This is a genomic window from Halobellus inordinatus (genome assembly GCF_024464655.1).
Lineage (GTDB): Archaea > Halobacteriota > Halobacteria > Halobacteriales > Haloferacaceae > Haloquadratum > Haloquadratum inordinatus.
Window position 1 is genome coordinate 204,092 of sequence record NZ_JANHAV010000002.1, and the last position, 11,973, is coordinate 216,064.

14 protein-coding genes are annotated in these 11,973 nt (G+C 64.7%); 3 read left to right on the plus strand and 11 right to left on the minus strand.

What is annotated here, in order from left to right; all coding sequences use genetic code 11:
• Positions 1–5 precede the first annotated feature (5 nt).
• The 3 genes from NO347_RS05320 to NO347_RS05330 form a co-directional block, all read right to left on the minus strand.
• On the minus strand, positions 6–311 hold the full coding sequence (locus tag NO347_RS05320; protein ID WP_256288615.1) for an AzlD family protein: 306 nt from the start codon (positions 309–311) through the stop codon (positions 6–8).
• The gene (locus tag NO347_RS05325) at positions 304–1,029 is read right to left on the minus strand and encodes an AzlC family ABC transporter permease (protein ID WP_256288616.1); all 726 of its coding nucleotides are present in this window, start codon (positions 1,027–1,029) and stop codon (positions 304–306) included. Before NO347_RS05325 ends, NO347_RS05320 begins: the two co-directional genes overlap by 8 nt.
• Positions 1,030–1,094: 65 nt before the next feature.
• The gene (locus NO347_RS05330; protein ID WP_256288617.1) at positions 1,095–1,424 is read right to left on the minus strand and encodes a winged helix-turn-helix domain-containing protein; all 330 of its coding nucleotides are present in this window, start codon (positions 1,422–1,424) and stop codon (positions 1,095–1,097) included.
• Positions 1,425–1,615: 191 nt separating this feature from the next.
• Between NO347_RS05330 and sufU the strand changes: the two genes are divergently transcribed.
• On the plus strand, positions 1,616–2,038 hold the full coding sequence (gene sufU, locus NO347_RS05335) for a Fe-S cluster assembly sulfur transfer protein SufU (RefSeq protein ID WP_256288618.1): 423 nt from the start codon (positions 1,616–1,618) through the stop codon (positions 2,036–2,038).
• Positions 2,039–2,102: 64 nt separating this feature from the next.
• Here the strand turns inward: sufU and radA are convergent, their stop codons facing one another.
• From radA to htpX, 5 genes are all read right to left on the minus strand, one after another.
• Positions 2,103–3,134, minus strand: a complete 1,032-nt coding sequence (gene radA, locus NO347_RS05340; RefSeq protein ID WP_256288619.1) for a DNA repair and recombination protein RadA — start codon at positions 3,132–3,134, stop codon at positions 2,103–2,105.
• A 174-nt stretch (positions 3,135–3,308) separates the two neighbouring features.
• Positions 3,309–4,655, minus strand: a complete 1,347-nt coding sequence (locus NO347_RS05345; protein WP_256288620.1) for a hypothetical protein — start codon at positions 4,653–4,655, stop codon at positions 3,309–3,311.
• The gene (locus tag NO347_RS05350; RefSeq protein WP_256288621.1) at positions 4,652–5,299 is read right to left on the minus strand and encodes a hypothetical protein; all 648 of its coding nucleotides are present in this window, start codon (positions 5,297–5,299) and stop codon (positions 4,652–4,654) included. The genes NO347_RS05345 and NO347_RS05350 overlap by 4 nt, the downstream gene beginning before the upstream one ends.
• A gap of 63 nt (positions 5,300–5,362) precedes the next feature.
• Positions 5,363–5,977 (minus strand): PspA-associated protein PspAB, encoded by a 615-nt coding sequence (gene pspAB, locus NO347_RS05355; protein WP_256288622.1) that lies wholly within the window; start codon positions 5,975–5,977, stop codon positions 5,363–5,365.
• 51 nt (positions 5,978–6,028) lie between these two features.
• Positions 6,029–6,901, minus strand: coding sequence for a zinc metalloprotease HtpX (gene htpX / locus NO347_RS05360; protein ID WP_256288623.1), 873 nt, complete (start codon positions 6,899–6,901; stop codon positions 6,029–6,031).
• Positions 6,902–7,041: 140 nt separating this feature from the next.
• Here htpX and NO347_RS05365 point away from each other — a divergent pair, with 140 nt between their 5' ends.
• Entirely contained in the window at positions 7,042–8,166 is a 1,125-nt protein-coding gene (locus tag NO347_RS05365) for a 60S ribosomal export protein NMD3 (RefSeq protein WP_256288900.1), read from the plus strand.
• Positions 8,167–8,466: 300 nt separating this feature from the next.
• Here NO347_RS05365 and NO347_RS05370 read toward each other — a convergent pair whose 3' ends face one another.
• Positions 8,467–8,655 (minus strand): DUF7317 family protein, encoded by a 189-nt coding sequence (locus NO347_RS05370; protein ID WP_121568688.1) that lies wholly within the window; start codon positions 8,653–8,655, stop codon positions 8,467–8,469.
• Positions 8,656–9,055: 400 nt separating this feature from the next.
• Complete coding sequence (locus tag NO347_RS05375; protein ID WP_256288624.1) at positions 9,056–10,906, minus strand: helicase C-terminal domain-containing protein; 1,851 nt, start codon at positions 10,904–10,906, stop codon at positions 9,056–9,058.
• A gap of 218 nt (positions 10,907–11,124) precedes the next feature.
• On the opposite strand from NO347_RS05375, the gene NO347_RS05380 reads away from it, so the two are divergent.
• Positions 11,125–11,547: a CBS domain-containing protein gene (locus NO347_RS05380; protein ID WP_256288625.1), complete on the plus strand. Its 423-nt coding sequence runs from the start codon at positions 11,125–11,127 to the stop codon at positions 11,545–11,547.
• 129 nt (positions 11,548–11,676) lie between these two features.
• Here NO347_RS05380 and NO347_RS05385 read toward each other — a convergent pair whose 3' ends face one another.
• Positions 11,677–11,880: a DUF7561 family protein gene (locus NO347_RS05385; protein ID WP_121568685.1), complete on the minus strand. Its 204-nt coding sequence runs from the start codon at positions 11,878–11,880 to the stop codon at positions 11,677–11,679.
• Positions 11,881–11,973: the final 93 nt, after the last annotated feature.

Consider the following 11,973-nt stretch of genomic DNA (forward strand, 5'->3'; position numbering starts at 1 on the left):
TCGCGCTACAACAGCGCCCGCAACGCGACTACGGTGACCATTCCCACCCCGAGGGCCGCGAGCGCGCCGTCGTTTCGCCAGGCGACCACGAGGACTGCAGTGGCCGCGATCCAGCCTGCCGGACCGAGCTTCGTCAGCTCCGGCGCGAGGAGTGAGACGACGATCGCGCCCGGAAGCGCGTCGAGGCCCCGTTCGATGCGTGGCGACAGCTCGATTCGGCTGAGGAGCCAGAATCCGCCTGCCTTCGTCGCGTACGTCGTGAGGCTCATCGCCAGGATGGTGACGACGACGACGGGATCGAACTCAGCCATCGTACTGCCACACCTCCACGAGGCTCCCCGCGACGCCGCCACACACGAGATACCAGTATCCGGGCAGATAGCCGGCGGCGAGCACTGCCACGACCGCGGCGCTTACCCACGTACGGAGCCGCGAGTCCTCGTCCCACAGGTCGACTGCGAGCGTCAGGAAGACCGCCGTCAGGACGAAGTCTAATCCGACCTGCGCTGGCTCTTCGATCACGTCGCCGACGGTGACGCCGACGACCGTCGCGAGGACCCAGAACGTCCAGATGGCGAGTCCGCTCCCGAGGAGGAACGCGCCGCGTCGACTCCCCGAGCGCAGTTCGCCGATCGTGAGCGCCCAGTTCTCGTCGGCGGTGAAAAAGAGGCTCGCGTACGTCTGTCTCGGGGAGAGCTGCTCGAACCAGGGTCGGAGCGCCGCACCCATCAGGAGGTAGCGCAGATTCACCACGAGCGTCGTCGCGATTACCGCGGCGATCGGAACCGGCTCTCGCCAGAGTTCCATCACGATCAGCTGTGCGGCACCTGCGAGCACCGTCCCGCTCATCAGCGCGGCCTCCCCCACGCTCAACCCCGCCTGACCAGCGAGGACGCCGAACACGACGCCGTAGCCGCCGACACCGGCCGCGACCGGCATACACTGGAGGAAGCCCGCGCGAATTCCTTCTCGAGAGAACGAAATTGTCTCCGGCTGCACTGCGGCGTGCTCTTCGTGGTTCCGACGCATCGACACACGTCTTCGACGTGTTCCCCCCTAAGTTCTCGGAGAAGCGCGTTTCTCCTCGCAGCTGTCTAGGGGGACTCCCGAATTGCCTCGTCGGTCACCTGCTTGAGGAGGCGCTCGCCTCGCACGCTGAGCGCGTACTGCTCGTCCTCTCGTTCGATGAGGCCCTCGAGCTGCCGGAGGTGATAGTTGAGCTTCCCGTTGTCGCGAACCGAGATCGCGGCCCGCAGATCGGTGTACGACATCGGCGCCTCACCGCGACCGAGTGTCACGAGGATTTCGAGCCGAAGTGGGTTCGATACGACCCCGAGTGTCTCCGAGACGTCCTGTATCTCCTCGTTCGTCAACGACGATCTGCCGAACGCTTCGCGATCGCTCACCCAAGTCGGAATCGCCATTGATCGCTCTTGAGGCCTCCAGATTTGTAGATGTATCCAAAAACGGCTGACATATCCTCGTCGGCAACGCGATCGAATCGACGTCCCTCTTCCGAACGTGGGACACGAATATTGCGACGGCAGCGACGGGCGGCGAGACATTCGTCCCCGGCGGAACCCTTTTGCGCTGCACCACCTTACAGCCGCCAACAATGGGAATGGGCTCGGATATGTATCGGCAGCAGATTCTGGATCACTACAAGAACCCCCGGAACAAGGGCGAGATGTCCGATCCGGACTTCTCTCACACCGGAGAAAATCCCTCCTGCGGCGATACGATCACGATGAACGTCAGACTCGAAGACGACGGCGAGACCATCGAGTACGTGTCGTTCACCGGGAACGGCTGTGCGATCAGCCAGGCCTCCGCGAGTATGCTCTCGGAGAAGCTCCGCGGGATGACGCTCGAGGAACTCGAAGCGATGGGCACCGACGACGTCACCGATATGCTCGGCGTCGACATCTCGCCGATGCGGATCAAGTGCGCTGTCCTCGCGCGACAGGTGGCCCAAGACGGGGCTGCCATCCACGAAGGCGACGTCGACATCGAGGAGACGACAACCGAGGACGACTAACCACCTTTTTGCTGACTCGGGTGCGCGAATCGCACCGCTTCGTTGTTAAAAGAGCTGGGTCGTTTTATTCGGGCTTGAGACCGCCGTCTTGGACGCGCATCACGGCCTCGCCGTCGGCGAGGTTCGGCGCGTCGACGAGGCGGACGATACGCTTGTCGCCCTTCGATTTCCGGAGGTAGATACGGAACGTCGAGGTGTGGCCGAGGATGTTGCCCCCGATCGGCTGGGTCGGGTCGCCGAAGTACGAGTCGGGGTTCGAGGCGACCTGGTTCGTCACCAGCACGGACGTGTTGTAGAGGTCGCCGATGCGCATCAGGTCGTGCAGGTGCTTGTTGAGTTTCTGCTGTCGCTCGGCGAGTTCGCCACGACCGACGTACTCCGCGCGGAAGTGCGCAGTGAGCGAGTCGACACAGAGCAGGCGGACGGGGAACTCCGCTTCCTCGTTGTCGCGGGCGAGCTCCTTGGCTTTCTCCGCCAGGAGGATCTGGTGGTTGGAGTTGAACGCCTTCGCGACGTGGATGTGATCGAGGAAGCTATCGAGCAGGTCCGCCATCGTCTCGTCGTCGCCGGGCGAGCCCTCGATCTCGCGCCGTTCGAGGAGGTCGGCGATGATCTCGTCGTCGAGGCCGCGAACCATATCGTCGATCCGCTCGGGACGGAACGTGTCCTCGGAGTCGATGAATATGCACGACCCGCCGAGGCCGCCGTGCTCGGGCGGCAGTTGGACGTTGACGGCCATCTGGTGGGTCACCTGCGACTTCCCGGCCCCGAACTCGCCGTACACTTCTGTAATGGACTGCGTTTCGATCCCGCCGCCGAGGAGCTCGTCGACCTCGGGGATCCCCCACGAGAGCTTCCCGATCTGCTCGCGCCGTTCGAGCACAGCCGCTCCCGTCTCGAAGCCACCGATGTCGGCGGCCTCGCGGGCCGCGTTGATGATGTCGGCCGCGGTCGATTCGCCAACGTCGGCCGTGTTAGACATCTCGCCCGGACTCGCGACGGCGATCGCCTGATAGCTCTCGAATCCCGCTTCAGTCAGTTTGTCTGCCGTCGCCGGCCCCACTCCAGGAAGGCTCTCGAGATCGTCTTCTGGCATCGTATCCGGTTCTGGGTCCCACTTGCACATAAACCCTCGTTAACACCAAAGTGAAAGTAAAAACGCCGCACTGAAGCGACTCCCGGTGCTCGCGTGGGAGCGGATTCATACCGGATGAACGGGATTCGTGACGATTTGGGGCTCGTAACGAGTTCGGCTGTGTCGTCGCCCCGCCTACGACTCCCGAAGCACAGCCGCCACGTCAGCGCTCGCCGACGGCAGCGCGCGGCAGAGTTCGGCGACGACGACGTAGTCGACGGCGTCGTACGTCACCGACTCCGCAGAGACCGATCCAGAGAGGTCCGCAAACCGCTCGTCGGCCCAGCGGATCTCGTTGGCGAACCGCGGCAGTGTGGCGCGCACGAGCAACTGTCCGTGTTCGGCCTCGCGTGCCCCCTCGATGGCCGCGACGGCGTCCGAGCGAAGCGCCCTCACGTCTTCTGCGTCGTCGATCGCGACGTCGTCGCCGTTCTCGATCCGCTCGCGGAGGGACTGGTATGCCTCCAGGTGCGCGAGCGCACGCGACGCGAGCAGGAGTTCGATCGCGAGCCGTGGGCCGTCGTCACTGCCGTCCGTATCGTCGACACGTCTTCGCGCGTCCCGAGCGAGTTCCGCGAGCGCCCGGATGCCGGCCGTCTCGTCGACGTCGCGGTCGACGAACTCGGTCGGGTCGTCGATGTCTTCGCGCGGGAGCGACCCGGCCTCCTGCTGGAGACGTTCTCGAAGTTTCCGTCGTGCACGCTCGAAGCGGGACTCCTGATCCACCTGCTCTCCGAGATCTCCCCGGAAACGATCGAAGAAGTACGACGCCACCGCGACGCTGACACGTGCCTGTTCCAGGTCGGACGCCACTTGGCCGAGTTCGAGCGGCCGCCCCTCGATACGCGCGAACTCTTCCGGCCGGATCGTCAGCCAATTCCGCGCGCCGCGGATCTCGCCTTCGATTTCGGCGTGGACGACCGCAGCGCGAACCGGATCGTTGCCGACGTAGGACCATCCGGAGACGAACGCGTCAAGGTCGTCTTCGATCTGCGGTACCTCCGCTTCGAGATCTGACCGGGTCAGATCGGACTCGATGGCGCCCCAGGCGGCCTGGAGTTGACGGCTGGTCGCTCGCGCGCGAGTCGTGTGCTCGAGTCGGGAGTACGGCGTCTGCGCGGCGTCGGCTTGCTGGAGCGACTCTCTCGCGTAGTCGTAGTCGTCGTTGAGGCGCTCTCGGATCACGCCGTTCGGAATCTCCTCCTCGTCGAACGGCGCGGGAATCGCGTCGAGCTTCGACTGCGCCGCTGTGCGATGCTGTTCGATGAAGGACGCCTCGATGTCGACGGGGAACGTCTCGGGAACTGTCGGCGGCTCCTCGTCGGCAATCGCGCTGAGGGCGTCGCCGTCGAGCATCTGTCGGCTGTCGCCGATGACCGGAATCCGATCCGTACACCCGGCGAGCAGCGCGAGACCAGTGGCACTCGAGGCCACGAGAAAGCGCCGCCGGTCGAGGCGGCGTCCGCGTGAGGAACGGGTCATCGTTTCACCTCCCCGTCCGTGGGCGTCCGACAGGGGCCGCTCCCGCTTCCCGAACTGTAGCTGTTCACCTGCTCTGGGTCCAATGCGACTGGAATCCGGATCAGGTAGGTCACGACGTCTCGGGCGTCGGCTTCGCAGGCCACGTCGGCGTCGCGGAGGATCCGTGCGTAGTCGGTTTCGATTTCGTGCTCGGTCCAGCGGACCCAACAGAGCCGCCGCTCGTAACACTCGCCGATCGCGTGTCGTTCGACGTACACCGACTGCGACTCGAAATCTGTCTCTTCGAGGAGCGCTTTCGCTTCGTCGGCGCCGTCGACGTCGGCGAACGAGAGCGACGCTGCGGTTTCGGCGTCGCCGACGAGGGTGTGCCGCCAGTCGTCGATGGGCGTCTCGGTCTGGTCGTCAGACTTCGTCGTTGTTTCCGTCCCGGTCGACACGACCGGTTTCAGCTCCGGGTTCCGGAGTTTCACGGCGGTCGGATCGACAAGCGCATCTGCGGGCGGTTCGGCACCGGGACCACTGACGCTGCTGGACCCCGACGCACCGGAGTGACCCCCGCATCCGGCGAGGGCACCCGCTCCGAGGAGGGCGGCCGTCGATCGAAGGAGGCGTCGCCTGGTCGGCGAACTCGTACTGGAGGGCATCAGAGTAGTGTTACAGGAGACGGTGTCAAATAGCCCCGGGGAACCCCGCGGGCGGGGGCATCGTCACTCCCAGGGGTGGCCGCCGTCGCGGTCGGGCCACATCGGATACCAGTAGGACTCGTCGTCTTCGATCTCCAATTCGCCGTCGAGGACCGAGTCCAGTTTGAACTCCAGGCGTTGCTCGCGTTCTTTCCCGCGCCGAGGGGCGAAGGGGTAGTACGACCCCCGCCGGAACGAGTAGATCCAGTAGGCGCGCTCGCCGTTCCCGCCGCCGCGTTCGAACCCGAAGACGGCGGCGAGAAGCCGCGAGCCGTAGCCGCGTTCGACGAACTCGTCGGCGGCGAAGTGGACGCTCGTTACGAGATCCTCGGGGTCGTCGTCGCGGAGGACGACCCACTCCCAGCCGTGGCTGTCCTCGCGGACATCGAAGGTCGTCCCGGTCTCTTCCTCGCCCGCGCGAAGGATCGCCTCGACCTCGTCGACCGCCGCCTCGAAGTCCGTGCTATCGACGCCGGAGAAACAGAGAGCGGCGGCACCGACCGAGCGGAAGCCGAGGTCGGCCTCCATCGTCACGTAGGCGGTGCTCATCCCGAAGAGGTCCTCGGGATCGGCGTCGCGGGTCGCGTCCGCCTCGGCGTTCGTCCCGAGCACCGTGCGGATCGTATCGAACAGGCCCATCAGCTGATCCCTCCGTTCTCCGCCCCACCGAGCCTCTCTGTCCGGGTCATCTTACCGCGTCTCCAGTTCGCGTTCGAGGTCGCGGAGGCGGTCGACGCGCTTCTCCGTCGCGGGGTGGGTGCTGAACAGTTTGCCGATGACGTCGCTCTTCAGCGGGACGATGAAGAACGCGTTCATCTCCGATTGCTCGCGGAGGTCCTCCTTCGGGACCTTGTCCATCCGACCGTCGATCTTCAGCAGCGCCGACGCGAGCGCCGAGGGCTTCCCGGTGATGAGCGCCCCGCCGCGGTCGGCGGCGAACTCGCGGTAGCGCGAGAGCGCGCGGATCAGGACGAACGAGACGATCCAGACGACGAGCGATGCGACGATCGCGACGAGGAAGCCGCCACCCCCGCCCTGGCGGTCCCGGCCGCCGCCGAACCAAAAGCCCATCCGGACGATCATGAACGCGACCGTCGAGAGGAACGACGCGATGGTCATCACCATCACGTCGCGGTTCTTCACGTGCGCGAGCTCGTGCGCGATCACGCCCTCCAGTTCGTCGCGGTCGAGCGTCCGGAGGAGCCCGGTCGTCACGCACACCGTCGATTTCTTCTGCGAGCGACCGGCGGCGAAGGCGTTCGGGACGCGCGAGTCGGCGACGGCGACTGCGGGTTTTGGGAGGTCAGCCTGCTGGCTGAGGCGTGAGACCGTCGCGTGCAGTTCGGGGTACTCCTCCTCTGAGACTTTCTTTGCGCCCATACTGTAGAGTGCGAGCTTGTCGCTGAAGAAGAACTGCGCGAGGACGAACGCGCCCATCAACGGGAGATAGAAGAACGAGTCCGTCCACCACAGCGCACCCACGAAGACGAGATAGAGGGCGAAGAGCAGGAACATCGTCAGGACCATACGGCCCCGGAGTCCCCAGTCGGGTTTCCAGTCCATACCCCGACTATGCCTTCAGCGTAATAAACGGTGTTGGGGGCTGGGTGGGTCCGACGCCCAGTGCGGTCGCCTCTCGCGCTCTCGCATCTTCGAACGCTCGCCTATTCGTCGCGCTTAACCGCCTCCGTCGTCTACGGTGGCTGATGAGTTCGGGAGACTTCTGCCCGCGGTGTGGGGACCCGGTATCGGAGCGATCAGAACCCCTCCCCGGGGAACCCCGAGAGCGCGACGCCGTCCTCTGTGACGACTGTTACTTCGAGGACTTCGACCTCGTCGACGCCCCCGAGCGGATCGAGGTCCGCGTCTGCTCGCAGTGCGGCGCAGTCTACGAGGGGAACCGCTGGGTCGACGTCGGCGCGCGCGATTACACCGACGTGGCCGTCGAACAGGTCTCGGAGGCGCTCGGCGTCCACCTGAAGGCCGGAGACGTCCGCTGGGGCGTCGAACCCGAGCAGGTCGACGAGAACACGATCCGGATGCACTGCACCTTCAGCGGCATCGTCCGCGGCACCTACCGCGAGGAGAGCGTAACCGTGCCGGTCCTCATCTCGCGACAGACGTGTGACCGCTGCGGGCGGATCGCCGGCGGCTACTACGCCAGCATCGTACAGGTCAGAGCCGACGATCGGACGCCCACTGCCGAGGAGGAGGCACGGGCGGTCGAGATCGCCGAGTCGTACGTCCAAGAGCGCGAAGACACTGGCGACCGAAACGCGTTCATCTCGGAGACGAAAGAGACCGACGACGGCACCGACATCAAGATCTCGACGAATCAGTTGGGCGGCGGCGTCGCAAAGCGGATCGTCAGAGAACTCGGCGGGCACGTCAAGGAGTACCCGACGCTCGTGACCGAGGACAGCGACGGCAACGAGGTCTATCGGGTGACCTACGCCGTCCGCCTCCCGAAGTTCACGCCCGGCGACGTCCTCGACCCAAAAGACGACGACGGGCCGGTGCTGGTCCGGAGCGTCCGCGGGAATCTCAAGGGCGTTCGACTCACGACCGGCGACCAGTACGAGGCCTCCTTCGAGGAGGGCGAGACGCCCGACGCGCGACAACTCGGGACCGTCGACGACGCGGACGAGACGACCGTCGTCGCCGTCGAGGACGAGTACGCGATTCAGGTGCTCGATCCCGACACCTACGAGTCGAAGACGATTGCCCGCCCGTCGTACGTCGACGCCGACGCGGATGCCGTGCCGGTACTGAAAAGTCGCGCCGGACTGCACGTGCTCCCCGAGGACGCGGTCGACAGCGACGAATAACGTCGGTAGCGGCGACGCGGACGGTGGCGACGACAAATTCTGATACTGTCGGACAGAAGTTCGTGAATCATGTTGGCACCTACGGGGTGCCGATGATTTTCACATAGCCCTGTCCGACAGTATGAACGGCGACGATACCGAGCGCCGGCGAAAATACCGACACTTCCGAGCGACTACGGAACGAGGAATCACGGGGACTTCTGAGTGACTACGACCCGGTCGACGGACCACGAGCAGGCCGACGTGCTGGAGACGGCGCTGCGGCTCTCACCCTCGCTAGATCAGTAGAAACTCTTTATGCTAGTCTGCGCTCGCAGACGCGTCCGCTGCTCCGGGCCGCGCCTGATTCTCTCGCACCGAGATGCCGTGCCGCACGAGTGCCGTCTCGAACGCGTCCTTCGAGCGGCCCGCCCGCGACGCCGCCTGCGACAGTGTCAGTGTTCCGTTCCGGTACAGGGTCATCGCCGTGTTCAGCCCGTGGGTATACATTGCCGGACAATTATCACCACGCTACTGAGGATGTTAAGTATTCTGTGAGATACTGTCTCAAACAATCACAGAAACGTGTTAATACAAAACAAATGTATTCTTCGTCTCTGTATCGGGGCTCTATCTTAAACCCAAATTAACGTTCATTACGTATTCGTTTCGGTATCGCGTGGATTCTCTGTGTAGTCACACAATGTGTCGCGTCGATCTCCACTCTCTATGTATCCTGCCGCCGAGGCGAGCGACCGGACAGCGAAAGAATTGAATTAGATGCGAGCGTACTCCCACTATGGATCGACAGCAGGTGCTCGCGCTCATTCTCGTTCTCTTGATGGTCGGCTCGTCGTTCGCCTACGGGGCGTCCTTACTCCTCTAACGACCGTCAGATCTACGCTGCCGACTACGTATCGCCCCACACGTCCGACAGCGGGTGGTCCGACTGTTCGTCGTCAGACTCGGACGTGCCCCGGTTACTCCCCGAGCGCGTGGTTCCGCTCGACTGATTCGACCCACCCGACGAGGAGCGACTCTCAGTGCGGGTCGCCGTCCGATCGCGCGCCGACGATCGACGTCCGCCCGAGGTTCGTCGGGATCCTGACTGTCCGCCCGCCGCCACCTGATCGAACTCGGGGAGATCCGGCGTCGACAACCGGTCCACCTGGTCGCGGAACCACGAGGGCATATCGCTTCGCGTACGCTCGAACAGGTCCAGTAGCGACGAATCCGCGAGATACGTCGCGCCGTAGTCGTCGGGGGCGCGAACGACCCGCCCACAGGCCTGAATGACCGTTCGGAGTGCCGCCCGGCGGTACCACGACCACTGGCCGTCGTCGAGGCGGCGGGCGACGCGGGAGTCGTTCGTGTTGAGATACGGGGCCTTACAGACGACTTGCCAGCGGCACAGATCCCCGGAGAGATCGAGCGCCTCCTCCATCTTCACCGAGAGGAAGACGTCGGGATCGTCGGTCGCCTTCCACGACTCTAAGGCGGCGTCGCGGTCCTCCCGGTCGTGCGCCCGAACGCGACTCCCGAGCCCGAGCTGTGCGAGTCGTCGTCGGAGCTCCGACTGGATCGCATACGAGTGACAGTGCACGAGTCCCTTCTCGTCCCGGTGCTTCGCCATAATCCGCACGAGCGTCCGCGCCACTTTCGGGAGCGTCTCGTCACGCCGGTCGTAGGTCATCTTCCCCTGCGTGACGTCGTACAGCGGCCGGTTCTCCACCGGGAACGTGTGCTCGACGTCGACGAGCGCGACGTTCGAGGGATCGAGGCCGACCCCCCGACAGAACGCCGCCTTGTTCAGGATCGTCGCCGAGAGGAGCGCGAACTTGTTGCCGCGGTCCCAGACCGTGTGGTGCAGATACCTGGCGGGATCGAGCGGTTTGATCGTGACCGGACTCCCCTCGCCGTCGGGCTGGTCGACGACCCACGTCGTCGGGCTCTCGGGATTTCGGTAGTCGTCGACGAACCAGGTGAGCTCCGACCGGAGCTCCTGGAGGCGGTCGCGCCGCGCCGCTTCCTCCGGCGTCAAATCGGGCTTCCGCAGCAACTCGTCTTTCGCGCGCTCGCAGACGCCCGCGAGCGTCTCAGCGAACCGCACGGTCCGCTCGACGGGGTCGCCGGCGGCCGTGACGTCGGGAATCCCGACGTCGTCCCAGACGGGGACCGTCCGGGGGTTCAGATCGACTGTCGCGTACATCTCCGCCCACTCGGCGAGTCCGTGCGCCTCGTCGATCACGACGACGTCGCGCTTGCGGAACACGTCCGAGCCCGCGGTCTGCATAAAGTACGCCAGCGTCATCGCCGCGATGCGACGGTTCGAGGCGATCGCCCGATCGGAGAAGTACGGACAGCGGTGTCGGACCGAGCAGTCGAAGCCCGCCTGTCGGACGCAGGGCGCGCGGTCGACCGGCGTGTCGGTTTCGCCGTTCAGAATACAGGTGTAGTTCGACTTGCCTCTGATTACGTTCAGGTCGTCCAACAGCGGATCCTCTGCGACGTCGTCGAGTTGGGACACCTGCGGCGTCGTGTAGTAGGCGTCAGTCGCCTTCGCGGGCGCGACTTCGTCGGTGGTCGCCGCCGCGCCCGCGATCGACCGCGCGAGGAGGGACTTGCCGCTGCCGGTCGGCGCGCGGACGAGGACGACGTCGTTGCCGGCCGCGAACGCGTCTCGGATGTCCGAGAGCGCCTGCTCTTGTGCGCCGCGGAAGCTCGGGGCCGGAAACGACGGGGGGATCCGATCGGGGTCCACACCCGACCCTGTGCCGCTCTCGGATAAAAACCTTCAGACGGGACCCGACACAGCACCACCTGTACTGGAGACGCCGTCCCGCATCGCGTCTGCTGTTCTGCACTCCCACTCTTCACTCCAACAGTATTGTACAAAAAAACACAATAGTTTTCATTATTTGAGAATGATATGTCCTTCTTTTCTGCTTCCCGAGTCGTGTATACGATGGTGTTCGACCGATGACCGTCTCCGACATAATGCGCCACGAAGTCGTAACCGCCTCCCCTGAAACACCCGTCCACGAAGTGGCGACCACGATGCGCGATGAGAACGTCGGCAGCGTCGTCGTCGTCGAGGGTGACGAGCCCGTCGGTCTCATTACCGACCGCGACATCGCGATCCGAATTGCAGCCGACCAGCTCGATGCCGAGGAGATGGACGCCGAGCGGATGATGAGCACGGACCCGGTGACCGTTGAAGCCGACACCGGCCTGTTCGAGCTTTCGACGCAACTGTGCAACGAGGGCGTCCGGCGGATGCCGGTCGTCGACGAGGACGGTGACCTCGCCGGTATCGTCACTCTCGACGACCTCGCGGTCCTCCTGACCGGCGAACTCGGGAATCTCGCCGGCGTCATCGACGCGGAATCGCCGCCGTACTGATCGAGGTGATCGTACCTGTTCCGAGATTCTCGCCGGCCGATACGGCGAGATCTCTATGAGGACGTACGATACCCCTATGAACCGACGAACTCCTCCGTTCTGCCGATCTGGTCCGCAAGGAGCCGTTTTTCAGAGGGATTCGACGTCCTCGCTCGTCACGACCCGGTCGTCAGGCAGGCGCGCGATGCAGTCGTGACACAGGAAGTACTCGCCGCCGTCGTCGAGTTCGAGGGTCATCCCGCCCGTGGACTCGGTCTCGAACGACCAGAAGTCGCCGATTCCACCGGCGATCCGCACCGACCGACCGCACGCGTCGCAAGGCTCGCTCGTCATAGGGGAGCGACGTGGCCGACGGCTATACGTCCTGCGGCGAGCGTGGCGTCGGGTTGACGCTCGCCGCGTGCCGTCTCCGGATTACAGTCACTA

Excerpts from the sequence above, each read along its gene's own strand:
- NO347_RS05380 (WP_256288625.1), top strand. The coding sequence starts at position 11,125 with ATGACCGTCTCCGACATAATGCGCCACGAAGTCGTAACCGCCTCCCCT.
- htpX (WP_256288623.1), bottom strand. The coding sequence starts at position 6,901 with ATGGACTGGAAACCCGACTGGGGACTCCGGGGCCGTATGGTCCTGACG.
- NO347_RS05370 (WP_121568688.1), bottom strand. The coding sequence starts at position 8,655 with ATGTATACCCACGGGCTGAACACGGCGATGACCCTGTACCGGAACGGA.
- NO347_RS05385 (WP_121568685.1), bottom strand. The coding sequence starts at position 11,880 with ATGACGAGCGAGCCTTGCGACGCGTGCGGTCGGTCGGTGCGGATCGCC.
- NO347_RS05330 (WP_256288617.1), bottom strand. The coding sequence starts at position 1,424 with ATGGCGATTCCGACTTGGGTGAGCGATCGCGAAGCGTTCGGCAGATCG.
- pspAB (WP_256288622.1), bottom strand. The coding sequence starts at position 5,977 with ATGGGCCTGTTCGATACGATCCGCACGGTGCTCGGGACGAACGCCGAG.
- NO347_RS05320 (WP_256288615.1), bottom strand. The coding sequence starts at position 311 with ATGGCTGAGTTCGATCCCGTCGTCGTCGTCACCATCCTGGCGATGAGC.
- NO347_RS05325 (WP_256288616.1), bottom strand. The coding sequence starts at position 1,029 with ATGCGTCGGAACCACGAAGAGCACGCCGCAGTGCAGCCGGAGACAATT.
- NO347_RS05350 (WP_256288621.1), bottom strand. The coding sequence starts at position 5,299 with ATGCCCTCCAGTACGAGTTCGCCGACCAGGCGACGCCTCCTTCGATCG.
- radA (WP_256288619.1), bottom strand. The coding sequence starts at position 3,134 with ATGCCAGAAGACGATCTCGAGAGCCTTCCTGGAGTGGGGCCGGCGACG.
- NO347_RS05345 (WP_256288620.1), bottom strand. The coding sequence starts at position 4,655 with ATGACCCGTTCCTCACGCGGACGCCGCCTCGACCGGCGGCGCTTTCTC.
- sufU (WP_256288618.1), top strand. The coding sequence starts at position 1,616 with ATGGGAATGGGCTCGGATATGTATCGGCAGCAGATTCTGGATCACTAC.